Genomic DNA, 26,416 nt, shown 5'->3' with positions numbered 1-26,416 from the left:
CTAATAAACTATTCATTAAAATTTTTAGTTAAAAAACATCTATCTGTATACACAAGATTAATTATCTTTTTAAAAATCTATACGGACAATTATTTACATCGTTAGTTTCAGATTTACATTCTAAGCGATTATTATTTTTATTACGCTGCCAATTTGATGATGAAGGGGTCGCATTATCTCCAGAAAACATATAAAACGCTGCGCCAGATTCTGCTTTATAATGACAAGCAATTTCACCCACCGTTTGATTTTTTGATTTTAATTGGGTTGGATCTTCCCAAATTTCAGTACCTGTAAAATTGATTGGTTTAGAGGCTATAGCTATCCCTGAGGTATTAAGCGATTCGCCCTCCATATAAAAGCATCCATCCTGATTGCAGCCGCGTTTAAAATCCTCAGCCCTCATACAGGTATCTGCAGCTGTTTTACCTAAAAATATTTGACTTAAAAAAAAAGCGAGTTTGGTATAAAAAGTGGGATCTGTAGAATAAGAAAAAATTTTCATAATGATATTAATCTCCTTGTTAAAATATCCTTCAAATTAATTTTATTCCTAAATAAAATAAAAAACTAGTATTTTAATTTTTTAATAAAATACAAAAAAACTATAATTAATTTTAAAAAAGGTTTAAACTGATATATATAGAATTATTTTTATATCTTTTTAAGCATATAAAATAGGAAGTTTTTTATGGAAAATAAAAAAAATTGGATACAAACGGTTCAAGAGAAATTAGCTTGGTTATTAGGACGACCGTATCCTACTATTCCTCACCTTCGTGGCAATATTATCAATGGCAGGTTATCTCTTATTCGAGAAGAAGATGGAATTTTAAATACTCTCTATTTAGCTAAGCCATTAATAGAGGCTCATTCGAGCAAAATGTGTTCTTTTTGGTTAGGAAGAAAAAAAGTTCTAATTATCGCCAATCCTGACGATATTTATAATATTAAAGTTCGATATAAAGAACTTATAAAAAATAAAATAGAATCTTTTGATTGTTTACATGATGAAAATCAATCCATTTTGAGTGAAGCCGATGAAAACTGGAAAAAAAAGAGGAACACTTACAAACAACATTTGACAATTCATAAAATTCAATCGTCAATTTTTGAAATAATAAAAAGTTATATCGATTATATATTTATAACTCATGCCAATCATATAAATATAAAAGAACTTTTTGATGATTTTTCTATCAAAATAAATCAACGTTTATTATTTGGTTTAGCCATTTCTCCACCTAATCAAATTTCCGAATTAAGTCAATATAAAGACAAATTAGCAAGCACCATATTAATGGCTACTAGTTTGTTCGGCATACAAGAGTCGGATAGCATAACCATAGCAAAGTTGAAAGAACATTTTCTAGAAATACTCAAGATTTTTCCTGAATTTCTCGACCAAAATCGATCTAGCTTGATTAATGCTATGGGAAAAATAAATGTCAAATCGAATGAAGAAGTAAGATCAGAAGATATTCTAGCTGATTTTAATTTACTTATTCTTGCAGGGTCAGAAACAAACTCATTTGCATTACAAGCTACTATTTATTTATTATCAATTCATCCTGAAGTTGAGAAAAAATTACTTCAAGAGCTGAGAAAAGAACCACTTTTAAGTCTTGAAACTATTAATCAAGTTAAATATCTTGATAGAGTAATTAAAGAAGTTTTTAGATTATACCCTCCAGCGCCTTTTATTTTACCACGCGAAATAAACCAGACGTTAGTTTTAACAAAAGAAGTTACTTTGGAAAAAGGAGATATTTTTTTCTTATCTCCTTTTTTAACGCATCGATTGCCACAAATTTGGGACTCTCCGGACGATTTTAATCCTGATCGATTTATAGAGAACAAGGTCGTTAAAAAGGGAGCTTATATTCCTTTTGGACTAGGTGAAAGAGTATGTCCAGGAGAAAGATTGTCTATGACGATCATTAAATTTTTTATCGCATGCATTTATTCCCATTATCAGGTTAAGTTAATGAAGGAACCTGCCGGTTTATCTATACATAATAGTAGCGCCTTTTTTTTTAAATCTCCGCCGATTGTACGATTTATTCCTCGTGAGGAGAGTTCTGTTTTTTTAGAAGAGAAACTGCCGAGTGTTTTTTCTAAAAAACTATGAGGGATTAATTCATATTTTATTTAAATAATAAATTGTGTGTTTTATGATGTAATTTGCAGGGAATGCTTATTTTGGGCTTGGAGGCCCCAAATTTTTTAAAGAGGAATGTAAATATGTCTAAATTAGCAAAATTCAAAGATTCTATTGAACATTCACAAAAAAATTCTATTTGCCTATTGACAGTAATTAGCATTGATCAAGAGTATCAGCAAGGTGAAAGCTTTAAGGCTTTCTGTCGTTTGGTTAACCAAGAATATGAATTAAATAAACGTATTCATAAGTTAATTGTTGTAGAAACAGGGTACTTAAAAAGGCATTATATAAGATTAGATCCTAATTTAATTATTGAAGAGGCGCTGGAAAAAGCTCAAAAAGCAGGTGAGGAATGGGTAAAAATGCATAAACCTTATCTCGATGAATTATCTATTCCTTATGAAATAAGAAGTTGGGAAGAGATTACAACCTGCACGTTGGGTGAGCAAAGCGATTCATTTTATGAGCAGGTAGATAAAATAAAAAATGATTATGAAAAAGAAGATGATCGGTTAAAAGACTTAGTTAATGCTTTATCCAGAAGTTATGCATTTAAATTAGTTGATGAATGGGATAGAAAAGGCATCAAACTAAAATTTGATGTTTGTTTTCAAGCAGCAAAAAATTATCTTATCGAGGAAGGCGCTATTATTTTTCAATTAATAAAATTAGGCGCTGATTTTATTACTTATCCAGATCGAAGTAATCCAGTCTTGAAGTATATTTATAAAAAATATTTAGCTGATATAGATCCTCTTCCGTGGAAAAGATACCAAGTTTTTAACGAAAGTGGAACTAAGGTTTTTGTAAATGAAAAAAATAAACTTAACTCAGTTCACTTTATAAAATTACAAGAAAGTATCAATATGACGCTCACGCACGTTTGTCATAATTGGGATGATGGCCAGATTAAAAAATTTTTTAAAGGGTTTATCACGCTTATTTCTGATATAGATAGAAAGGTATAATTTATGGAAAATAAGAAATCTGAATTTGAAAAAGATAAATTTACTCAACTTTTTAATATGGCTTGGCCAGAGCTAAGTAGTTTTTTACTAAACGTGTTACCTGTGAATATCAATTTGATTGATACGGAAGGATATGTTGCTTGGGGAAATAAAAGAATGTTAGATACGTTACATTTAACTTCTCTGGATCAATTTATAGGGAAACATATTTCTGAATGGAATGAGCCAAATGAAATTAGATGGAAATTTTGTAAAAAAGTGTTGGAAAGTGGGAAAGAAATAACGGTTGAAGAATCTTTTAAAGATACTTATTACTTAGCAATAAGAAAGCCTATTTTGTTTGATGGTAAAATAAAAGGTGTACTTGGAATTTCTATTGATATAACCGATAAAAAAAAGGCTGAACAGGAAATTATCTTAGCTAAAGAAGCCGCTGAAGCTGCTAGTCATGCTAAGACTGAATTTTTGGAGAACATGCGACATGATATTCGTACACCACTCAGTGGCATTGTGGGTTGTGCGAAGATTATTCAATCGCAGCCCAATGACCCAATAAGGGTATCAGAATACGCAGAAGATCTGGTGCAATCGAGTGAGTCTTTATTAAACTTTCTTAATCGGATTTTAGAAGGAATTAAAGTGGCTACCCGCGAAATGCCCGTTTTAAAAAAGAAGTTTGATTTTAAGAAAAATATTCAAGCGATTATTGATCTCAATAAATCACTGGCCGCTAAAAAAAATCTGGCATTAACTCTCAGCATTGATACGAAAATTCCAGCCTATTTAATAGGGGATCCGGTAAGATTACAACAAATTATATTGGAGCTAGTGACTAACGCGTTAAGATTTACACAACAAGGAAGTATTGATCTCGAAATAAAACTAAAGAAACGCGAAACGCAGCAAGATGTAATAGAAATAAAAGTTTGTGATACCGGGATGGGAATATCAAAAGATAAACAAGAAGAGATATTTATCCTGTTTACTCGTTTAACGCCTGCTCATCAAGGCATTTATGAAGGATTAGGCTTAGGATTAGCTATCGTAAAGCAACTGGTTGATGATCTGGGAGGCGAAATCTATGTCGATAGTCAACTAAAGCAAGGAACCATCTTTACCTGCCTCATTCCTTTTCAAGAACCTTTGGTAATGGATGATGTAGGGCTTGAAGACCTGCCAGTGTCCAATATAAGCGTATACTATAAAAATGCTTCAAACATTCTGCCTTTTACTAAGCGAGCCCCTAAAAATAACTGTATTGGTCAAAAAAAAATATTATTAGTGGAAGACGATAAGTTAGCAGCTAAAATTGCACAAAGTATTTTGACGGAATTAAACTGTGTGATCGATATAGCGCCGGATGCAAAAACAGCTTTACAACGAATTCAAGAACAAGAGTATCATCTTATTTTGACCGATATTGGTTTGCCTGATATGGATGGTATTGCATTAACACATCATATCCGATTACAACAATGGCAACGAACCGATACCATGCCTATTATTGGACTAACGGCTCACATTGATGGTGAAAATAGGCAGCATTGTTTAGATGCAGGTATGAACACCGTCATTTTAAAACCATTAAAAAAAACAATGGCTGTAGAGTTATTAAAAACCTTTGTTCCAGATACGCAAATTTCCTCTCCTACAGAAATACATCCAATTTCAGGAGCAGTATTAGATATCGATGCGATGAAAGTTATATTAAAAAATGATGAATTGATTAAAGACTGTATTCATTTAATGAAAATCGAATTAAAAAAAGACATTGCCGAATTATCGCGATTTCAACAATCAGCTGATTGGCAAGCCATCCGTGAGATTGCGCATAGAAGGCAAGGTGGAGCCAGCTATTGCGGAGCTAAACGTTTGGAACAAGCTTGTAAGCAGATTGATGATTACCTACGCGAACAGGGTCCTAATGGGCAAACCAATGGGCTTTATCAACAATTGATTCAAGAAATGCAGACTGCACAAACAGTCTGTGAAGACTATCTTAGCAAATAAGAAAATTTAGAAAAGATCAAAAAGGAAGCGTATGCGTTTTTAAACTCAGGTTTAAGGAGGAGAATATGTTTTATTAATAAAGATTTACTCAAACATATCGATCATATCTATAAATGCGCTAATTTATAGAAAAATAGAGGGTTGCCTGTCTCCATCAATTTAACCCTCCATCCTTATTATTAACCAAAAAAATGACTATAACTTCTCGTCGAGTGACGAAAAATCATTCTCAATCGGAACAATCTTCTATTAAATGTTTTTTATGGTTAATATCACTAATAAACGTCTTTAGGCTAGTCCAGTTATCTTTTGTAGCTCTTATCCTGAGTTTCAAAATAATACCCGAACTGCTATTTATTTCGGTTAATGTCTCCTGTATGCTCACAAGATTATTGCTAATCACTGCTAGTTCTTTTCCTCCATTTAAAGCGTATTGATGCTTATTTTCAATCACTACGCTCTGAAGTATTAAAGGCTGCATCGACGTATTGGGATCATTCCTACAAATAGATATCTTATACTCTGCCCATTCTTCTGCACTTGCATAGGCCATGAACTCCCTCATGGTTTCTTTCATCCCTTCTATATGATGCTCCCAAGAAGGAGGCATCCCTGCGGCTTCGCCTCTTTCACGAATTTCATCTTCTATTTTCTTGCGATAATCATCGAGTTCAGATTTAGTGCTTTTCGCTTCCTGATCTAAATGATTTAGTTTTCGTTTAAGCTCAGCTAAATTTTGCTGAAAAGATAGCAGAGCGGTTTCATCGCCTGCTACTACAGGATCAACTTTTTCCTCAAGCTTATTTATTTTTTCATAAAATTCAGTACTATAATTAATTATCGCATCAAGTAGCCTATCAAAACTGGGCACTCCGGATTTCTCGCTAATGAGTTTCTTAGTACATGTTTGACAATGATGATCATTTAATAACTCATTCAATAGGTACTTTACGCGGGATAGTTTTGATTGAGAGTGATTCGCTATGGATTTATGAGGCATATCATACTGCGTAGTGACATCTAAAATAGTTGTTTTCATGACTATTTCTCCCTATGATAGCATGGAACTAAAATTTGCTTATCCCGTGTCTGCCATCCTCGGCGACCTCTGTCATAAAATCCCAAACCTCTTCTAGAGTTAATGAACGATCGAAATACATTACCGTCTATAGGTTGGTTAATCCAAGAACGCGGTAAACGTAGAATACGTCCCATTTTTTCCTCAGTTTTTATCGGCAAAATACCATTACGTTCACACTCTTCAGCAAATTTTTTTAGACTTTGCACGTCTTTTAGTGTGCCATTTAATTTTGTTTTAATAACAAGCTTCGCCTCCGCTTCAACAACCCCTTGTGCTGATTCAGCAATGCCTTCAAAATTATTACCAATGGTGTGCCAGGCCTTAACCATATCCAACACCGCGGCAGCCGCTTCACTGTTAGACTTACCTAATGAGGTAAAATTATTGGAAAGTATTTGTAAAGCTGTACACTGGGTTTGTAAATGCTCAAACTCTACGACTGTTTCTTGATAGGTATGCTCTTTGTCCTTTTTCTCTTCAACAGATTGGCCCAATAACCCCCCTCCCGTAGCGGTAGTGGCTATACCTGCTATGAGCATTATTATTCCCCCAGGCGCATTCGTAAGTATCGCTAAGGCACTTATAAATATCATTAGAATACCTAGCCCTGTCATTGCAGCTAAGGCTGGAATAATTTGGTTGAGATAGTTTATCCGTTTTTCAAGGCTAATCATGTCTTGTTGGAGCATGTTTAATTTACCATTTTCACCCAAATATTTTGCATCCGCTTCTTGTTTAATGGACATAAAATTTCTTAAGTCGTTTCCTAAAACTTTATTAAAACTACTCAAGTTTCCAGAAAGGTCTCGTATTTTTGTTTGATTTTTATTGGCATCCCCTTTTAAACGTATTCATTAGCTCAAGAAAATCTTTTTTGCCCGTTACGGTGTTAATATTATCCACTATCTGCTCTATATCGGCTGGGGTAAGAGACCCATAAAAATTACAAAACTGTTTTACCTGGGTGTAAACTTTAATGACGAGTGGATTGAGATCATCTAACCAGTAATCCGAATTTTCTCGGGCAAGGTTTTGGCTATGAATGATGTTATCTATTCCGTCAAGACTGACATCAGGCTGCGTGTTCACTAGCGTACAATAATTTTGTATTGCCGCAGCATACCCTACATTATCCGACATGGCTGTTTTGGTTTCTTCTACAGGAATAATAGGATGCTCTTCCGCATAGCGATAGAGGTTCTCATGAGACATCCCCTTAATATGTTCTCTAAAATTAATAATCCGATTATTATCCATGATGTTCTGTCCTTGTATTTATTAATGATATGATCATCATAATTAAGCATAAAAAAATAAACAATCCATAAATATGGTAGGTAAAAACCTTTCAGAAAACCTATAAACCCAGCAATTAGCGTTCCAATCATTTGGTTTTTCTGCATAAATTCTCCTAGTAGATTTATTACGGTGCATAAACAACGAATTTATTTGATTTTGAAGTGGATTTCGACAAATTGTCAGCAATAACCGAAATACCGGTTAAAGAAATAGCTTAAATACAACGAATTTTGCTCCATAGGGGAGGCTTCTAATCGACTAGATTTTGAATAATACTCTGTGTCGGTTCAGCGCGATTTAAGGTATAAAAATGAAATTCTTTGACGCCGTTTTGCAATAAACTACGGCAAAGTTTGCTGACAAATTCAATGCCAATTTCTTGTAAGGAAATGGGGTCATCGCTGTAAGTTTTAAGATGTTTGTGTAACCATAAAGGAATTTCCGCGCCGCAAGCGGTAGAAAATTGCATGAGTTTTTGATAGTTCATAATCGGCGTAATGCCGGGAATAATCGGAATACGGATAGAAGATTTAGCGCAGGCTTCTATAAAACGAAAATAAGCATCACTATTAAAAAAAAATTGGGTAATGGCACTATTCGCACCGGCTTCAATTTTTCGTTTAAAATTTTCAATGTCCATCGCTGGACTAATGGCGCGTGGATGAAATTCAGGATAGGCGGCAACAATAATGTGAAAGTAATTACCCGTCATTCTGCGGATGGCAGCAATTAATTCAGTCGCATAATTAAACTCAATTTCTATCGGTGCAGCGTCACTAGGTAAATCACCTTGAATGACCAATAATTGTTTAATGCCTAATTGCTTATACGCACTAAGTAATTCTTCTAAGCGCTGACTCGTCATATTCACACACGAAATATGGGGAGTTGCAGCAATTCCATGAGCAACGAATTGTCGCACTACATCCAATGATTTTTGTTGCAAGGATCCACCTGCACCAAAAGTCACAGAAAAATATTTAGGTTTAAGTTGACATAATTCCTGTCGTGCCTGTTCCAGATCATCTGCAGCTTTTTTTGTTTTAGGAGGAAAAACCTCAAAACTAAAGTTAAATTTTCGAAAAAATGACATGTGAGGAATCCTTCCTAGCTAAGGGTTGGGTAAGAAGAGAGGTATCTTCACGGAGTAATTTGGCAGCGCTTACCATATTGCGTAATGCTGCGCTGACTTCTAGCCAATTCCGGGTTTTTAAGCCACAATCTGGATTTACCCATAGACGCTCAATAGGAATATAACGTAATGCGTGTTGTAGTTGTTCGATCATTTCCTCTTGTGAAGGTATACGCGGTGAATGGATGTCATAGATACCCGGCCCGATTTCGTTCGGATAGGAAAAATTTTCAAACGCTTGTAATAGTTCCATTTTTGAACGCGAACTTTCCAGTGTGATGACATCCGCATCGAGTGCGGCAATGGCTGCTATCACATCATTAAATTCGGAATAGCACATGTGCGTATGAATCTGTGTGCTATCTTTGACGGCACAGGAAGCAATGCGGAATGAAAACACGGCCCAATCTAAATATTTCTGCCAATCTTCTCGACGTAAGGGTAAGGTTTCGCGAAAAGCCGGTTCATCAATTTGAATAATATTAATGCCGGCTTTTTCTAGATCAAGCACTTCATCACGTAATGCTAAAGCAATTTGTAAGGCGGTGGCTTGATGCGCTTGATCATCGCGGACAAAAGACCAAGCTAATATCGTCACAGGACCGGTTAACATGCCTTTGACTGGACGTTTGCTTAAGCTTTGGCTATATGCAGACCATTCAACGGTCATCGGCTCAGGGCGGCTAACGTCTCCATAAATAATGGGTGGTTTGACACACCGTGATCCATAACTTTGTACCCAGCCGTTTTTAGTAAAAACAAAACCATTTAACAGTTCGCCAAAATACTCAACCATATCATTACGTTCGGCTTCACCATGGACTAAGACATCTAAATCTAGCGCTTCTTGCTGGACTATTACATCGGCAATGTGCTGTTTTATTTTTTGTTGATAGATCGTGTGCGTAATTTTTCCAGATTTATATTCTTGACGAATTTTTCTGATATCAGCGGTTTGTGGGAAAGAACCGATAGTGGTGGTGGGTAACAGCGGCAATTGTAAAGATGATTTTTGTTGTTTAGCACGTGAACTATAATCGGTATTACGTTTGGCAAAATCATTAGTGATTGATTGAATACGATTTTGCACCACGTTATTATGGATACGTGGTGAAGTTTTGCGTGTTTGCAAAGCGACTTGATTTTCATCTAATAAATTCTTAATTGTTGATTCATTAGAATTCAAGGCGCGCGATAATAACGAAATTTCTGTTAATTTTTGTTTAGCAAAAGCGAGCCAAGTTTTTATTTCTGGATCTAATTTAGTTTCGTTATCTAAATCGACCGGAGTATGCAGTAATGAACAACTACTGCTAAGCCATAATTTATCCCCATAAACTTCGCTGATGGGACGTAGTGTCGTTACTATTTCATTTAAATCGGCGCGCCAAATATTACGACCATTTATAAAACCTAAAGAAATAATTTTATCTTTGGGGAAATGCTTTAGACAACTCGCTAATTGTTCAGGGGCAGCGCAACAATCGATATGTAAGCCATCAATCGGTAAATGTTTGATAATCGATAATTTATCGCGGATGGCGCCAAAATAAGTGGTTAATAAACAGTTTATATTATAAAAATTTAATTGTGGGTAACTGTTGAGATAGGCTTGTTGCCAAGCTTGAGGTAAATCTAATACTAGAATAGGCTCATCAAGTTGCACCCAGTCAATCTTTCTAGCGTTAAATTCTGCAAAAATTTGATTATAAACGGGCAATAGATTTTCTAATAAGTTTAATTTATCGAATTCAGCTTGCTTCGCTTTTCCTAACCAAAGATAACTTAAGGGACCGAGTAAAACCGGTTTTACTCGATAATCTTTAGCGAGTGCGCGATCGATAGCGCTAAATAAATAATCTGTACTTAATTGAAAATCTTGCTGTGAATTAAATTCAGGAACGATATAGTGATAATTGGTATTAAACCATTTTGTCATTTCACAGGCAGTGGTTTCCTGTACATCCGGCGCTTGGCCACGCGCCATACAAAATAGTGTATTGAGATCAATTTTTCTATTCTCAACTTTAAAACGTTCTGGAATAACGCCTAATAGAGCGCTGTGATCTAACACATGGTCATACCAAGAAAAATCTCCAACCGTAATAAAATCAAGCCCGGCATCGGCTTGCATTTGCCAATTGGTGTCTTCAATGCGCTGTCCTATCTGTTGTAATTCCGCGAGTGATAATTCCTTACGCCAATAGCTTTCAACTGCTTTTTTCATTTCTCGATTAGCACCAATTCGCGGTAGGCCAAGCACATGTGATTGATTCAAACGAATAGACATAACATTTTTCCCTAAAAAAATTTAAAAAAATCCTTTTTTAAATAACACGAACGAAAATCGAAAATTATTTCATTAAAAGCCTGTTGTAATGTAGAGATGCAAACTCTAATGCATTAAAACAGGCTACATAGGCGACAAAAATAAATAGAATAAAAGCAGGACTTGCGAGGAGTGCTGAATAGATACGAAATCTTTAAAGTAACAACAATAATCATCCATGACAATTCACTCTTAGTTGGTCTTCCGACTAAAAATAAGTAGCGAAAAAAAACCACCTGGCTAAAGCTGCGGTGGTTTTCATAACGCTTTAGCTAAACTTAATATAGCGCCAGCAAGCTGTAGCTCAAATCGGCGCTTATGACACTAGTAAATTATAAATGTAAAATAAAAAATATGCAATATGTGTATTTGAGATAAAATATTTTTAGGAAAATATCAAAAGATTAATTTTTAAATTTAATCTACTCCAGGGTCCCGCTCCGTTAGTTGTGCCTACTATTATCTATGTAGGTTGATGTTTGCTTCTAATCTAAATTAACGGTCTTTTAAAATATATAGGCAATAGTCAGAAATTCAGATAAATTTATCGATAGTATGTATAGATCTGAAAGCGATCAGCTGATTAAAAGAACTTAGCATGAAGTATAATCAGCTCATGTTAAGGGATGGCGTTATTCAGGAGGAACATTATGGAAGAAGAGCAAATTAGCGACATGGATTTAATCGCTATGGCTAATAATTTTTCTGAATATAGAATTGATGCAAAATATTTTCCCTTGATGTTTGATTCATCGTGTATTACAGAATCTTTAAAATATATTTATATTTTGCGTCGTATCCGTAAGCTGAGTGCCGAAGATATTCTAGAGATAAAACGAGTTTTTCAAGAAAATTTTAATTTTTTTTCTGAAGAATACAAAGAACCCTCGACTAATAAAAAATATAATAAAAAAAATTTGATTTTATCAATGCTATTTTTTACTTTATTGGTATGTTTAGCTGTTGGTTGTATGTATTCGCTGGTTGTATTTGTTCCTCTAGTAATTTTTTTTTTGATAAACTGCATGTATATAATAAATAGACAGAGTTGTCCGTTTGAAACATCTGAAATATCTGCAAGATATGAGGATATTTATGATAGCTGTAAAGATGAATTATTTACATTAAAATGCAATTTGAATCAATTAAGCAATTCATTAGCCGAAAAATATCAAATTAAAAACCACTAATATTGATAGTGTGGTTACGTCATCAGTTGATAATCAAACTGGAAGTTTTCAAAAAAGGAGGAAATCAGTATCATTCGCACCTGTACTCAATGTGCTAAATATATTTGCTATAGAAAGTCCGGAAACACGATCGCGTGCGAGTAGTTATGAAAACAATGGAAATTTACAACCTAAAGCATAAAATTTAAAAAATTGACTCATTATTCCGACATAATCCTAAATTTAGACTTCTATGTAGAATTTTTGCTATTTTGCAAGACTACTATGCTTTTTAATAAGTTTAATGCTTCAAATAACTGATAATCATTTTTAACTAAATCATTGTTGTTATTTGTTGCGGATGAAAAAATAGTTTTTTCACTATTATTACCATTTTTTAAATGTCCTTTTAACTCCGATTCATGGAGATAGATAGGTTCAGCTGGATTTTCGCTTAAGGAATTTATTTTCAATTCATCCAATGTAATATCAGGCGTGATGCCGGAGGCTTGAATTGATCGACCCGAAGGCGTGTAATACAATGCAGTGGTTAATTTTAATGCGGTTGTTTCATCTAACGGGATAACCGTTTGCACCGAGCCTTTTCCAAAACTTTTTGTCCCTAAAATAATGGCGCGTTTGTTATCTTGTAATGCCCCGGCAACGATTTCGGCGCCGGATGCACTACCCTGATTAATCAAAACGACTAATGTGCCTGCATAAATTTGATTATTCGGTTTGGCAGTAATTTTCATATTCGCATCGGATGATTGGCCTTGTGTAAACACAATCACTTGATTGTAAAGCATTTTCTTAGTATCTAGAAAAGCATTGGTGACGTCCGCCGCTGAGGTTAACAATCCGCCGGGATTGTTTCTTAAATCCAGTACTAAACCTTTAATCGGTGTTTTTTGTTGGTGTTGTAATTTTTCGATCATTTGATCTAAATCATGACGTGTGCTGGACTGAAAACTATTAATACGGATATAAGCATAATCAGGTTCTAACAGGTGTCCTTTTATACTTTGTATACGGATGACGTTGCGTTTTAAATTAACTAAGAGTGGTTTATGTTGACCTTGCCTGACTAAAGTCAATTGTATGGAGCTGCCTTTTTCGCCACGCATTTTTCTGACTGCTTCGCGTAAACTTAAGCCTTGTATTGGCGTATTATTAATGCGCACTATCCAATCTCCCGGTTTAATGCCCGCTTTTTGTGCAGGTCCATCATCAATCGGGGTTACGACACGTAATAAACCTTCCTCCATGCCGACTTCAAGTCCTAAACCACTAAATTCGCCGCTGGTAGCCGTTTGCAAATCTTTTAAATCGTCAGCATCTAAAAAACTTGAATGCGGATCCAGGCCGCTTGCCATGCCTTGCATAGCATTTTGTAACAGCTCATGTTCGGAAGTTTTTTTGACATACTCATTTTTGATAATTTCTAACTCGCGATTAAAACGTAATACATCTTGAGAAAGTCCATCTTCTGGGGAAGCGGGTGTTTTAACTTGGCCAGAAAAAGGTGAAGGGCTAAAACCTAATAAAGAACAGGTGAGGAAGAAAAAAAATAACATTTTTAATTTCATACGAGCTTATCCTTTTATTTAATATTTGTACAAAATTTACTCTGTGGAAATCAATCGGAGTGCATGCCTAAAGAGGCAATTTTTTTGGCTACTCAATTTATAGTGTAATTCACTTTGCTGAATTTGCGAGGAAAGCAACTCCATAGTGTTGCTTTATTGACCAACAAGCAATAGATAAAAACCAAGTGAAAAACGCGGGATTAAAGGATTAAAAAAGGTAATGTTAGTGTTGCTAACATTACCTTGGTATCAATCACTAAAATGGATATGCAAATCGATCATTTAAGGAACAAAAGCGCCTGCGGCTATAGCTAAAATATTAGGAGCTCCAATAAGATCAAGTACTTTGGAACGCATGTCTCCTATACCTGATGTACTATAGTAAACCCATGTGCTATTACCAACAGCATAAAATCGGCCTTGACGATTATACCAAATGACATCATTAATATTATTCCCCACTAAGGTTTGTTCATTCGTCCAAGTCGTACCATTACTACTTGCACCGGTGGAACCACTGGTTCCTACGATTAGAAATCTATTCACGAGAGGTGACCAGGTAACACTTCTTGGTGCAAAAAAAGGAAATGAGATACCGGGACTCGTCCAAGTACTACCATCATTGCTATTCAGTATGGCATCGTTAGCATTAAGGGTTGCGATAACATAAATTCCCAATTGTGGACTCCATGTTACCGAAATGAGATTATCTGTCGTGCCACTTGTTTCTTGATCCCAATCGATACCATTAGTGCTGGTTAAGATAGTCCCGTTGTTTCCTACAACGACATATTCTTGAAATTGTGAATTCCAAATAGCGCCTCTTAAAGTAATGCCGACTCCTGATGTTTGAGGAACATAATTGATGCCATTTGTACTGGTGGCTATCCCACCATTCGCACCAACGGCTAAAAATTGCGAAAGGTCAGAACTCCAAGTTACATATTGTGGCAAAAAGGTTGGTGCCCAGAGGTTGTTAGTATAACTGACGCCATTACTTGTAGTTCGAACAATTCCAGCTGTTCCATTTTGGTTGCCTACGATAGCAAAAAGTTGTAATTGTGGGCTAAAGGTTATTCCGGTTTGAGTTACATTGCCGGAAGTAGGTCTACTAGTCCAAGTACTCCAATTTGGTGAGGTTCGGCAAAAACCCGTATCTCCCACAGCAATTAATAAGGTATTAGCGGCGTCGGCAGTTACTGTATAAGTATTTAAAGGAATGGGGGCACCTTGGTCATAGGATAAGGTCACACCTGCGGTATAACTACCAGCAGTTGTGGGCGTAAAACTTGCTTGTATGGTACAACTGCTATTCGCAGCGAGCGTTCCCATGCAAGTGTTGGAGGTAATGTCCAAACCTGGAGGTACCGTGCCACTGAGATTCAAACCCGTGGCATCTGCAGGATTATTATTGTCATATCTAAATATTAATGGATAAGAGATGTTAGGAGAGGTTACATCAGGAAAACCTTGTTGCACGATACCTTGTAATATCAGTGCACCCACCGTAGTTGAGGTCGATAAAGGAATATTACTACCTTCAGCATAGCTAAAGGTTACTCCTACCGTTTGCGTTCCCTCGCTTGTGGGTGTAAGTATCCCTTGTACTCTACAGCTGGCACCAGCGGCTAATGTTGCTCCACACGTATTTGAAGTTTGCTGAAAATCAGAAGGGTAATTAGGGGCTATATTAACTGCTGTTGCATCAACAGCGCCTTCATTAGTAAACAGGAACGTAACCGGATAGTCGGTATTAACGACGGTACTGCTGGGTAAGCCCTGTTCTATCGATCCAACCACTTCTGCAGCTATTATCGTAGTTTGTGTTGTCAGCGTTAACGGTGAGGTTTCGGCGGTGTCTAAGGTCACACTAACTGAATAATTACCGGTTGCACTAATATTTAAATTCCCTGTGATCTGACAACTTGCGTCGACCCCTAGTGTCCCTGTGCAGGTATTAGAATCTTGAGTAAATTCAGGAGGGTAATTAGGTGTTAGAGTTAATCCGGTAGCGGGTGTATTGCCATCATTGGTATATTGAAAGACGACAGGTAATGGTGTTGCAGATGCGGTTTCTGTAGCAGGTAATGATTGAAGGACCGTACCAGTAAGAATAACAGAACTTTGTATTGTTGATGAAGTTGTTAAATTGATCGCTGCTCCTTCAGAATAAGTTAGATTAAGTCCTACAGTCACGGGCCCAGGAGGTGTGTTGTTGGTGGGGATCAGTGTTCCAGAGACAGCGCAGGAGCTATTGCTGGCTAAGCTACTCGTGCAAGTATTCGTTTCTGGCATAAAGTCAGTTGGATAATTTGGTGTAAAAACCAAGTTAGTCGCAGGTAACGGACTAGCATTGGTGTAGGTAAATACCACGGGATACTCGTTCTCTAGTTGCAGCGCCCCTGGTAAAGGTGTGCTGACCTCTCCGGTGAGAACGAATGCAAGCGTGTTCGTACTGGTAGAAAGTGGGATGGCCGCAGGGGCGCCTGCATAGGTCAAAGAAGTGGCAACGGTATGTGTGCCTGCGCTGGCAGGTATAAAATTTCCTTCAATGCTACAGGTTTGACCTGCGGCAAGCGTTCCGGATGAACAAGTATTGTTATTTTCAGTAAAGCCAGTCGGATAATTCGGCGTCAATACCAAGCCAGTAGCTGTTATTGAGCTGTTGTTAGTATAACTAAATACCACCGGATAACTGGTGTTGAGGGCCGTGGTAGTGGGTAAAGGTGTGCTGACATCACCTGTAATATTTACCACAATCGCAGAGGTGCTGGTAGATAATGGAACTGGATTTACACTTTGGGCATACGCTAGGGAAACATCGACCGTGTAGTTGCCAGCACTAGTAGGCAGCAAAGTTCCTGTTACCGTACAAGCCGCACCAACGGGTAAGCTACCCGAACAGGTGTTGGATTGCTGGATGAAGCCGGGTGGATAAGTAGGTGTTATGACTAAACTCGTGGCGGTTACTGAGCCTTCATTGGTATAGGTAAATACGACGGGATAACTGACATCTATTGAAGTGGTGGCGGGTAGAGGCGTCGTTACATCCCCGACAATACCTAAGGCTCCGATATCCGCAGTGGTACTCGTAGAGAGTGGCACAGGATTATTGCTTTCAGCATAAGCCAATGAAACAGCCACGTTAAAAACACCGGCCGTGGCGGGAGTGAACGTTCCTTGTATGGTACAGCTAGAGTTAGCATTGAGCGTGCCGGTGCAGTTATCGGATTGCTGAGTAAATCCTGGCGGATAATTCGTAGTGATATTGACACTGGTCGCTGGCAAGGCACTGTTATTGGTATAGGTAAATACGACTGGGAAGCTATCGCCGACAACAGTGGGATCTGGCAAAGGTGTGGTGACTGCACCGGTAACTATAATCTCGATGGCGTCAGTACTGGTCGATACCGAGGCGGGTGTTACACTCTCGGCATAATATAAATCTGCAGCAACTTCATAATTGCCTGGGGCAGAAGGAATCAAACTTCCTTGAACGATACAACTTGCTCCAGCAGCTAAAGTCGTTGAACAAGTATTATTTTCTTCAGTGAAGTCAGCGGGATAATTGCGTTGTAGATCAAGATTGGTTGCTGCACTTCCGCTCACATTTTGAAAGGTGAAAATGACGGGATAGATAGATTCAACGACTGTTGTTGCAGGTAACGCTTGAGTGACACTGCCTACAATTAAATTAGTACTTCCTCCTGCAGTCATGGTTTGTACGGGTAACGGCACGACATCATTAAAGTAATGTAATGTCAGTTGAAATTGCTGTACGCCTGTAGTGGAAGGACTAAAACGAACGGTAACGTTACAAGTTTGCCCTGGTACAAGAAAGAGACCGGAGCATTGGTCCTCAACGGTGAAATCACTTCCACCGGTATAGGTAACCGTTAAAGGAAGCGGCATAGGAGCAGGCAGGTTGCTTACGAGCTGATAGACTGCTTCATAATCTGTTCCTATGGTCACCGTGGCAGGGAAAGGATTCTGAAGGCTCCAGCCGATGGGGTCAATGGTACGGGTTTTATTGTTCATAGAATTTCCTTATTATAATAAAAATAAATTTAAGCAAAGTAATACGAAGGTTAAGTAAAAAGCATTTAGACTGGATCGGTCTTTTAAATTGATAGTGGCAAAAGTGGAGCAAAGAGTAATGACAATCTATTTAATCGATGTTTTTTCACAGAAGCTCCTTATTCGAGCTAACTTAACCTGTTTTTAATTTATATTCTTTCCTCAATTTTTTATCAATTACAAGATAGGCAATTTTATTTACAGGCAAAATAAATTATAAATAATTCCTCACGCCATCCTCAGATTGATTGCACCTGGGGTTAACTTCAACTTAAAAATGGTGAAATTGATTTCATCAGACTGAATGATGCAGACCAAACACTCGCTGAATTGCGCATAGATAAAAGTAATCCCTTAATGGAGATAAGATTCCTCCTGCAGCTCAGGAAAATCTATACAAGGAATGTTTGCACTGCTTGTTGCAAGTAATAAAATTATTCATAAATCAAAGTAAGCCAGATTAAAAACTAGCATGATTAAAAAAAATTTACTCGCGTAAAAATAAAAAAAGTAGATAATTATCCAAGAATTTTTTTGCTTTGTTGTTAATTTAAAAAAAAAAGATAATGTTAGTTATCCAACATTATCTTCCTTTTTAAGCCTGCAATGATAGCTAAGTTATTTTAAAAGTTATGATTAACCAACAACGGCGCCTGCGGCTATACCAAGAATATTGGAGCCACCAAAAAGCGTAAGCGTTTTTTCACGCCAGGGTGATGAGTTAGGACTTGTTGTAAAATAAACCCAAGCACTATTACCTACTGCATAGAATCGATTTTGGCGGCTAAACCAAATAATGTCATTTATACTACCCGTTGTTGGAGCTCCCGTAGACACCGATTGCCAGACTTCACCATTATTGCTCGTACCGACATTGGAATTAGTCAATCCCATGGCAAATAAACTAAACTGCGGTGACCAGACAACTGATCGACCACCCGCGGTGAGGGTGTGTACAACAACGTTCCAGGTGATGCCATCGGTACTACTTAATATCGCGTTAGTCACAAGCATAGAGATCACGTAACGACCTAGGGACGGACTCCATGCCACATCAGTTAAGTTAAAAGTAACAGGACTAGATTGCTGCTGCCAATTGATACCATTAGGACTGGTTAAAATAGTCCCGTTTCCTCCTACGACGACATATTCTTGAAGTTGTGAATTCCACATAGCACCATTTAAAGTAACGGTTACTCCTGATGTTTGGGTAACATAGCTGATGCCATTTGTACTGGTGGCTATCCCTCCATTCGTACCAACAGCTAAGAATTGCGAAAGGTCAGAGCTCCAGGTTACACATTCTGGTAAAAAACTTGGTGACCAGAGGAAAGCAGTGTAAGCAACTCCATCGCTTGTGGTTCGTACAACTCCGGAAGAAGATTGTCTACCTACCATAGCAAATAATTGTAATTGTGGGCTAAATGTTATACTGGTCAAAGTTATATTGCTGGATGTATCTCGATTAGTCCAAGTAGTCCAATTCGGTGAGGTTCGACAAAAACCCGAATTACCTACAGCAATTAATAAGGTATTACCGGTCGCGGCAGTTACGGTATAGGTATTTAAAGGAATGGGTGTACCTTGGTCATAGGATAAGGTCACACCCGCCGTATAATTACCTGCAGTTGCGGTGGTAAAACTGGCTTGTATGGTACAACTGCTATTCGCAGCGAGCGTTCCCGTGCAGGTGTTGGAGGTAATGTCCAAACCGGGAGGTACCGTGCTACTCAGATTCAAACCCGTGGCATCGGCAGGATTAGGATTCGTATATTCAAATATTAATGGATAAGTTAGGGTAGGAGCTGTGACATCGGGAAAACCTTGTTGCACGATACCTTGTAAGACTAATGTACCCACCGTAGTGGATGTTGATAATGGAATAGCACTACCTTCAGCGTAATTAAAGGTTACGCCTACCGTTTGCGTCCCCTCGCTTGTGGGTGTGAGTATTCCTTGTACTCTACAGCTAGCACCAGCCGCTAATGTTGTTCCACACGTATCTGAAGTTTGCTGAAAATCAGCAGGATAGTTAGTCACTATATTAATTGCTGTTGCGTCAACCGCTCCTTCATTGGTGAATAAGAACGTAACTGGATAGCCGGTATTAACAACAGTGCTACTGGGTAAGCCCTGTTCTATCGATCCAACCACTTCTGCAGCTATTATCGAGGTTTGTGTTGTCAGTGTTACCGGTGAGGTTTCGGCGGTGTCTAAGGTCACACTCACTGAATAATTACCGGTTACACTAATGTCTAAATTCCCGGTGATCTGACAACTTGCACCGACCCCTAGTGTTGTTCCTGTGCAGGTCCTAGAATCTTCGGTAAATTCAGGAGGATAATTAGTTGTTAGATTTAATCCGGTAGCAGGTGCATTGCCGTCATTGGTATATTGAAAGACGACTGAGACTGGAGTAGCGGATGCCGTTTTCGTAGGCGGTAATGCTTCAAGGATGGTGCCGGTAAGAATAACAGAACTTTGTATTTCTGATGAAGTTGTTAAATTGATCGGTGCTCCTTCAGAATAGGTCAAATTGAGGCCTACTGTGACTGGTCCAGGAGCTGTGTTGCTGCTGGGGATCAGTGTTCCAGAGACAGCACAGGCGCTATTGCTGGCTAAGGTACTCGTGCAAGTATTCGTCTCTGGCATAAAGTCAGCTGGATAATTCGGTGTAAAAACCAAGTTAGTCGCGGGTAACGGACTAGCATTCGTATAGGTAAATACCACGGGATACTCATTACCTAATTCCAGCGTTCCTGGTAAAGGTGTGCTGACGTCTCCGGTTAGAACAAATTCCAGTGTCGAAGTACTGGTAGAAAGTGGGATGGCCGCAGGGGCGCCTGTATAGGTCAAAGAAGTAGCAACGGTATAATTCCCCTCGTTAGTGGGTATAAAACTTCCTTGTATGCTACAGGTTTGACCGGCAGCCAGTGTTCCGGATGCACAAGTATTGGTATTTTCAGTAAAGCCAGCCGGATAGTTAGGCGTTAACACCATACCACTGGCAGCGACTGAGCTGTTATTCTTATAGCTAAAGATAACAGGATAACTGGTATTAATAGCGCTGATAGCTGGTAAAGGCGTACTTACCGTACCGGTAATAGCCACCGCAATCGCAGAGGTAGTGGTGGACAAAGGAACAGGGTTGATGCTTTGGTCATAGCTTAACGAAACATCCACGGTATAATTTCCTACACTGGTAGGCAGCAAGCTTCCTGTTACCGTACAAACTGATCCCACACCTAAGCTACCGGAGCAGGAGTTGGATTGCTGAGTAAATTCCGGCGGATAGTTGCTTGTTATATTGAGGCCTGTTGCGGTGATGGAATCTTCATTGGTGTAGGTAAATACCACGGGATAACTAACGTCGATTGACGTGGTTGCCGGTAAAGGCGTGGTGACATCACCGACAATGCCTAAGGCACCGACATCCGCCGTGGTACTCGTGGAGAGTGGCACAGGATTACTGCTTTCAGCATAGGTCAAAGAGACGCCGACCGTAAAATCACCGGCCGTGGCAGGTGTGAACGTTCCTTGTAGGGTACAGCTGGAGTGGGCGTTGAGCGTGCCGGTGCAGTTATCGGATTGCTGAATAAATCCTGGCGGATAGTTCGTAGTGATATTGACACTGGTCGCGGGCAAGTCACTGTTATTGGTATAGGCAAATACAACCGGAAAGCTATTACCGACAACAGTTAGATGGGGTAGAGGTGTGGTGACTGCGCCGGTAACGGTAATCGCGATGGCGCTAGTACTGGTCGATACCGAGGCGGGCGTTACACTTTCGGCATAAAATAAATCGGCGGCCACTCCATAATTACCTGGGTTAGAAGGGATCAAGCTTCCTTGAACACTACAACTTGCTCCAGCAGCTAAAGTCGTTGAACAGGTGTTATTTTCTTCTGTGAAATCCGCTGGATAATTGCGTTGTAGATCAAGATTGGTTGCTGCATTTCCGCCCACATTTTGAAAGGTGAAAATGACCGGATAGATAGATTCAACGACAGTGGTTGCGGGTAATGCTTGAGTGACACTGCCTACAATTAAAGTAGTACTGCCTTCTGCGGTCATGGTTTGTACGGGTAGCGGCACGACATCATTAAAGTAATGCAATGTCAGTTGAAATTGCTGTACGCCTGCACTGGATGGAGTAAAGCGGACGGTCACGTTGCAGGTTTGCCCTGGTACAAGAAACAGACCGGAGCATTGGTCTACAACGGTGAAATCACTTCCACCGGTGTAGGTAACGGTTAAAGGGGCCGGCATAGGAGCAGGCAGGTTGCTGACGAGCTGATAGACTGCTTCATAATCTGTTCCTATGGTCACCGTGGCAGGGAAAGGATTCTGAAGGCTCCAGCCGATAGGATCAATGGTACGGGTTTTGTTGTTCATGGAATTTCCTTGTAATATCGAGGTTAAGTAATAAGACATTTAGAGTGGATCGGTCTAATTGATATTGGCAAAAGTGGAGCAGAGTAATGACAATCTATTAAATCGATGTTTTTTCACAGAATCTCCTTATTCGAGTTAACTTAACCGGTTTTTAATTTATATTCTTTCCTTAATTTTTTATCAATTACAAGATAGGCAAATTTATTTATAGGGAAAAGTTATATTGTAAATAATTTGTTAGCAATATAGATTTTCTACCAAGAAAAAAAGTTTATTTATTTCAATAGAAATTCATAGTAACGTTAGAAATATTACTAAGTTCAGACTTAAATATTTTTACTATTCAGAAATTTTTCTTTGTTATTAATTTAATAAAAAAAGATAATGTTAGTTGTCAACATTACCTTCCCTTTTAAGCCTGCAATGATAGGTAAGTTATTTTAAAGTTATGATTAACCAACAACGGCGCCTGCGGCTACCGCATTGATTGAATAATTATCAATTAAGGTAAGCGACTTATTATCCCACTTATTTAAACCGGTTGCACTATTATAAACATTAGTATTTGTGCCTACGGCATAAAACTTATTCAAGTAACTAAACCAAATGACATCATTAATAACTTTCGTTGTTCCTGATTGCTGCTTCTGCCATTGCTGGCCATCACTACTCGTAGCTATATAAGTATTATTTCCTACTAGAGCAAATTGGGCCAGTGTAGGTGACCAGGTGACACTCTGTGCAATAAATTCTATATTTGCACCCGGATTATTCCAGATGGTGCCATCAGTACTATTTAAAACATAATTAGCGCTGGTACTGACAACATATCGCTCCAAACTTGGACTCCATGCCACAGCGGTTAAGATGTCGCCAACACCACTCGTTTGTAATTGCCAATCAATACCATCTAGACTGGTTAAAATAGTACCATTTGCACCCACTACGACATATTGGTGTTGTTGTGGGCTCCAGCTAGTGCTATATAAAGTGGTATTAACCGGACTGGTTTGAGTTATCCAGTTTAAACCATCGACACTGCTTGCAATCCCTCCATTTCCACCTACAGTCAGAAATTGGGAAAGGTCAGGGTTCCAGATAATATTTAGTGGTAAAAAGGGTGAGGGAAATGCATAGTCGTTAAAACTAATTCCATCTCTCGTAAATTGAAGAAATCCTTTGACACCCGAACTATTATAGTTACCAACCATAACATAGCGTTGTAATTGTGGACTAAAAGCGATACCGGTTAAATTAACATTGTTAGCGTTATCTCGAGTAGTCCATTTTGACCAATTCGGTGTAGTGCGGAGAAAGCCTTCACCACCTCCAGCAATAAATAAGCTATTGCCAACGACGGTATAGGTGTTTAAAGGGATGTCTTCACCTTGATTATAGGATAAGGTTACACCTGCCGCATAAGCACCAATTTGGGTGGGTGTAAAACTGGCTTCTATGGTACAACTGCTATTTGCAGGTAGTGTTCCCGTACAGGTGTTGGAGGTAATGTCCAAACCTGGAGTGCTGCTGATAGTCAAACTGGTAGCATTACCAGGGCCTGGATTGGTATATTTAAATGTTAATGGATAAGCCGTGTTAGCACTTGCTACGTCAGGAAAACCTTGTTGCACGATACCTTGTAAAACCAGCGTACCGACGATAGTGGATGTGGATAAAGGAATATCACTACCCTCAGCGTATTGAAAGGTTAGCTCTACCGTTTGCGATCCCTCGCTTGTGGGTGTAAGTGTCCCTTGTACTCTACAACTGGCACCAGCCGCTAATGTTGCGCCACATGTATCTGAAGTTTGCTGAAAATCAGCAGGGTAGTTAGTGACTATATTAACTGTCGTTGCGTCAACAGCGCCTTCATTAATGAACAAGAACGTAACGGAATATTTAGTATTAATGACCGTACTTCCCGGTAAGGCTTGCACGACTGATCCGATGACTTCCGCGGCAATTATTGAAGTTTGAGTGATTAACGCAACGGGTGCAACTTCATTGGTGTTTAATGTCACACCCACTGAATAATTACCGGTTGCACTAATATCTAAATTCCCGGTGATCTGACAACTTGCGTCGACGCCTAGTGTTCCTGTGCAGGTATTAGAATCTTGGGTAAATTCAGGAGGATAATTAGTTGTTAGATTTAATCCGGTAGCGGGTGCATTGCCGTCATTGGTATATTGAAAGACGACAGGTAGTGGCGTAGCGGATGCCGTTTCCGTAGGCGGTAATGCTTCAACGACGGTACCGGTAATAACAACTATGCTCTCTACTTCTGAGCTGGTAGTTAACACGCTCGGTGAACCTTCAAAATAAGCCAAATTGAGTCCTACGGTGATTGGTCCAGGAGCTGTGTTGCTGCTGGGGATCAGTGTTCCAGAGACAGCACAGGCGCTATTGCTGGCTAAGGTACTCGTGCAAGTATTCGTCTCTGGCATAAAGTCAGCTGGATAATTCGGTGTAAAAACCAAGTTAGTCGCGGGTAACGGACTAGCATTCGTATAGGTAAATACCACGGGATACTCATTACCTAATTCCAGCGTTCCTGGTAAAGGTGTGCTGACGTCTCCGGTTAGAACAAATTCCAGTGTCGAAGTACTGGTAGAAAGTGGGATGGCCGCAGGGGCGCCTGTATAGGTCAAAGAAGTAGCAACGGTATAATTCCCCTCGTTAGTGGGTATAAAACTTCCTTGTATGCTACAGGTTTGACCGGCAGCCAGTGTTCCGGATGCACAAGTATTGGTATTTTCAGTAAAGCCAGCCGGATAGTTAGGCGTTAACACCATACCACTGGCAGCGACTGAGCTGTTATTCTTATAGCTAAAGATAACAGGATAACTGGTATTAATAGCGCTGATAGCTGGTAAAGGCGTACTTACCGTACCGGTAATAGCCACCGCAATCGCAGAGGTAGTGGTGGACAAAGGAACAGGGTTGATGCTTTGGTCATAGCTTAACGAAACATCCACGGTATAATTTCCTACACTGGTAGGCAGCAAGCTTCCTGTTACCGTACAAACTGATCCCACACCTAAGCTACCGGAGCAGGAGTTGGATTGCTGAGTAAATTCCGGCGGATAGTTGCTTGTTATATTGAGGCCTGTTGCGGTGACTGATCCTTCGTTGGTATAGGTAAACACCACGGGATAACTGACGTCGATGGAAGTTGTTGCGGGTAAAGGCGTGGTGACATCCCCGACAATACCTGAGGCTCCGATATCCGCCGTAGTACTCGTAGAGAGTGGCACAGGATTATTGCTTTCAGCGTAGGTCAAAGAGACGCCGACCGTAAAATCACCGGCCGTGGCAGGTGTGAACGTTCCTTGTAGGGTACAGCTGGAGTGGGCGTTGAGCGTGCCGGTGCAGTTATCGGATTGCTGAATAAATCCTGGCGGATAGTTCGTAGTGATATTGACACTGGTCGCGGGCAAGTCACTGTTATTGGTATAGGCAAATACAACCGGAAAGCTCTCACCGACAACAGTGGGATCGGGCAAAGGTGTGGTGACTGCACCGGTAACTATAATCTCGATGGCGTTAGTACTAGTCGATACCGAGGCAGGTGTTACACTTTCGGCATAAAATAAATCGGCGGCCACTTCATAATTACCTGGGTTAGAAGGGATCAAGCTTCCTTGAACACTACAACTTGCTCCAGCAGCTAAAGTCGTTGAACAGGTGTTATTTTCTTCTGTGAAATCTGCTGGATAATTGCGTTGTAGATCAAGATTGGTTGCTGCATTTCCGCCCACATTTTGAAAGGTGAAAATGATAGGATAGATAGATTAACGACAGTGGTTGCGGGTAATGCTTGAGTGACACTGCCTACAATTAAAGTAGTACTGCCTTCTGCGGTCATGGTTTGTACGGGTAGCGGCACGACATCATTAAAGTAATGCAATGTCAGTTGAAATTGCTGTACGCCTGCACTGGATGGAGTAAAGCGGACGGTCACGTTGCAGGTTTGCCCTGGTACAAGAAACAGACCGGAGCATTGGTCTACAACGGTGAAATCACTTCCACCGGTGTAGGTAACGGTTAAAGGGGCCGGCATAGGAGCAGGCAGGTTGCTGACGAGCTGATAGACTGCTTCATAATCTGTTCCTATGGTCACCGTGGCAGGGAAAGGATTCTGAAGGCTCCAGCCGATAGGCTCAATGATACGAGTTTTGTTGTTCATAAAATATCCTTATT

At 39.1% G+C, this 26,416-nt stretch carries 15 protein-coding genes; 4 read left to right on the top strand and 11 right to left on the bottom strand.

Annotated elements, in window-relative coordinates:
- Window positions 1-61 precede the first annotated feature (61 nt).
- On the bottom strand, window positions 62-505 hold the full coding sequence (locus tag AACL18_RS05315) for a hypothetical protein (RefSeq protein ID WP_339049778.1): 444 nt from the start codon (window positions 503-505) through the stop codon (window positions 62-64).
- Between the two features lie 186 nt (window positions 506-691).
- Here AACL18_RS05315 and AACL18_RS05310 point away from each other — a divergent pair, with 186 nt between their 5' ends.
- From AACL18_RS05310 to AACL18_RS05300, 3 genes are all read left to right on the top strand, one after another.
- Window positions 692-2,131: a cytochrome P450 gene (locus tag AACL18_RS05310; RefSeq protein ID WP_339049776.1), complete on the top strand. Its 1,440-nt coding sequence runs from the start codon at window positions 692-694 to the stop codon at window positions 2,129-2,131.
- A 113-nt stretch (window positions 2,132-2,244) separates the two neighbouring features.
- Window positions 2,245-3,132 (top strand): hypothetical protein, encoded by an 888-nt coding sequence (locus AACL18_RS05305; RefSeq protein WP_339049775.1) that lies wholly within the window; start codon window positions 2,245-2,247, stop codon window positions 3,130-3,132.
- A 3-nt stretch (window positions 3,133-3,135) separates the two neighbouring features.
- Complete coding sequence (locus AACL18_RS05300; protein ID WP_339049774.1) at window positions 3,136-5,142, top strand: ATP-binding protein; 2,007 nt, start codon at window positions 3,136-3,138, stop codon at window positions 5,140-5,142.
- 229 nt (window positions 5,143-5,371) lie between these two features.
- On the opposite strand, the gene AACL18_RS05295 is transcribed toward AACL18_RS05300, so the two are convergent.
- The 5 genes from AACL18_RS05295 to metE form a co-directional block, all read right to left on the bottom strand.
- Complete coding sequence (locus AACL18_RS05295) at window positions 5,372-6,181, bottom strand: hypothetical protein (protein WP_339049773.1); 810 nt, start codon at window positions 6,179-6,181, stop codon at window positions 5,372-5,374.
- 2 nt (window positions 6,182-6,183) lie between these two features.
- Window positions 6,184-7,014, bottom strand: a complete 831-nt coding sequence (locus AACL18_RS05290; RefSeq protein ID WP_339049772.1) for a hypothetical protein — start codon at window positions 7,012-7,014, stop codon at window positions 6,184-6,186.
- A 34-nt stretch (window positions 7,015-7,048) separates the two neighbouring features.
- The gene (locus tag AACL18_RS05285) at window positions 7,049-7,435 is read right to left on the bottom strand and encodes an HBL/NHE enterotoxin family protein (protein ID WP_339049771.1); all 387 of its coding nucleotides are present in this window, start codon (window positions 7,433-7,435) and stop codon (window positions 7,049-7,051) included.
- Window positions 7,436-7,772: 337 nt separating this feature from the next.
- Window positions 7,773-8,615 (bottom strand): methylenetetrahydrofolate reductase [NAD(P)H], encoded by an 843-nt coding sequence (gene metF, locus AACL18_RS05280; RefSeq protein WP_339049770.1) that lies wholly within the window; start codon window positions 8,613-8,615, stop codon window positions 7,773-7,775.
- Window positions 8,593-10,932, bottom strand: coding sequence for a 5-methyltetrahydropteroyltriglutamate--homocysteine S-methyltransferase (gene metE, locus AACL18_RS05275; RefSeq protein ID WP_422395903.1), 2,340 nt, complete (start codon window positions 10,930-10,932; stop codon window positions 8,593-8,595). The genes metF and metE overlap by 23 nt, the downstream gene beginning before the upstream one ends.
- Window positions 10,933-11,633: 701 nt before the next feature.
- On the opposite strand from metE, the gene AACL18_RS05270 reads away from it, so the two are divergent.
- On the top strand, window positions 11,634-12,173 hold the full coding sequence (locus AACL18_RS05270) for a hypothetical protein (protein ID WP_339049767.1): 540 nt from the start codon (window positions 11,634-11,636) through the stop codon (window positions 12,171-12,173).
- Window positions 12,174-12,403: 230 nt separating this feature from the next.
- Here the strand turns inward: AACL18_RS05270 and AACL18_RS05265 are convergent, their stop codons facing one another.
- The 5 genes from AACL18_RS05265 to AACL18_RS05245 all read right to left on the bottom strand — a co-directional run bounded on the left by AACL18_RS05265 (window position 12,404) and on the right by AACL18_RS05245 (window position 26,402).
- Window positions 12,404-13,741 (bottom strand): S41 family peptidase, encoded by a 1,338-nt coding sequence (locus AACL18_RS05265; RefSeq protein WP_339049766.1) that lies wholly within the window; start codon window positions 13,739-13,741, stop codon window positions 12,404-12,406.
- A gap of 282 nt (window positions 13,742-14,023) precedes the next feature.
- The gene (locus AACL18_RS05260; RefSeq protein ID WP_339049765.1) at window positions 14,024-17,779 is read right to left on the bottom strand and encodes a choice-of-anchor D domain-containing protein; all 3,756 of its coding nucleotides are present in this window, start codon (window positions 17,777-17,779) and stop codon (window positions 14,024-14,026) included.
- Window positions 17,780-18,454: 675 nt separating this feature from the next.
- Entirely contained in the window at window positions 18,455-22,213 is a 3,759-nt protein-coding gene (locus tag AACL18_RS05255) for a choice-of-anchor D domain-containing protein (protein ID WP_339049764.1), read from the bottom strand.
- Window positions 22,214-22,665: 452 nt separating this feature from the next.
- Window positions 22,666-25,974 (bottom strand): choice-of-anchor D domain-containing protein, encoded by a 3,309-nt coding sequence (locus AACL18_RS05250; protein WP_339049762.1) that lies wholly within the window; start codon window positions 25,972-25,974, stop codon window positions 22,666-22,668.
- On the bottom strand, window positions 25,884-26,402 hold the full coding sequence (locus tag AACL18_RS05245; RefSeq protein ID WP_339049761.1) for a hypothetical protein: 519 nt from the start codon (window positions 26,400-26,402) through the stop codon (window positions 25,884-25,886). The genes AACL18_RS05250 and AACL18_RS05245 overlap by 91 nt, the downstream gene beginning before the upstream one ends.
- Window positions 26,403-26,416 lie beyond the last annotated feature (14 nt).

This window comes from Rickettsiella endosymbiont of Xylota segnis, from assembly GCF_964019545.1.
Taxonomy (GTDB): domain Bacteria; phylum Pseudomonadota; class Gammaproteobacteria; order Diplorickettsiales; family Diplorickettsiaceae; genus Aquirickettsiella.
The sequence above is the reverse complement of the archived record's forward strand: the minus strand, read 5'-3'. Positions and strand labels throughout refer to the sequence as shown.

Bases quoted from the DNA above. Each gene is read 5' to 3' on its own strand.
- AACL18_RS05260 (WP_339049765.1), bottom strand. From the start codon at position 17,779: ATGAACAATAAAACCCGTACCATTGACCCCATCGGCTGGAGCCTTCAG.
- AACL18_RS05270 (WP_339049767.1), top strand. From the start codon at position 11,634: ATGGAAGAAGAGCAAATTAGCGACATGGATTTAATCGCTATGGCTAAT.
- AACL18_RS05300 (WP_339049774.1), top strand. From the start codon at position 3,136: ATGGAAAATAAGAAATCTGAATTTGAAAAAGATAAATTTACTCAACTT.
- metF (WP_339049770.1), bottom strand. From the start codon at position 8,615: ATGTCATTTTTTCGAAAATTTAACTTTAGTTTTGAGGTTTTTCCTCCT.
- AACL18_RS05265 (WP_339049766.1), bottom strand. From the start codon at position 13,741: ATGAAATTAAAAATGTTATTTTTTTTCTTCCTCACCTGTTCTTTATTA.
- AACL18_RS05245 (WP_339049761.1), bottom strand. From the start codon at position 26,402: ATGAACAACAAAACTCGTATCATTGAGCCTATCGGCTGGAGCCTTCAG.
- AACL18_RS05285 (WP_339049771.1), bottom strand. From the start codon at position 7,435: ATGTCTCATGAGAACCTCTATCGCTATGCGGAAGAGCATCCTATTATT.
- AACL18_RS05315 (WP_339049778.1), bottom strand. From the start codon at position 505: ATGAAAATTTTTTCTTATTCTACAGATCCCACTTTTTATACCAAACTC.
- AACL18_RS05305 (WP_339049775.1), top strand. From the start codon at position 2,245: ATGTCTAAATTAGCAAAATTCAAAGATTCTATTGAACATTCACAAAAA.
- AACL18_RS05310 (WP_339049776.1), top strand. From the start codon at position 692: ATGGAAAATAAAAAAAATTGGATACAAACGGTTCAAGAGAAATTAGCT.
- AACL18_RS05255 (WP_339049764.1), bottom strand. From the start codon at position 22,213: ATGAACAACAAAACCCGTACCATTGATCCTATCGGCTGGAGCCTTCAG.
- AACL18_RS05295 (WP_339049773.1), bottom strand. From the start codon at position 6,181: ATGAAAACAACTATTTTAGATGTCACTACGCAGTATGATATGCCTCAT.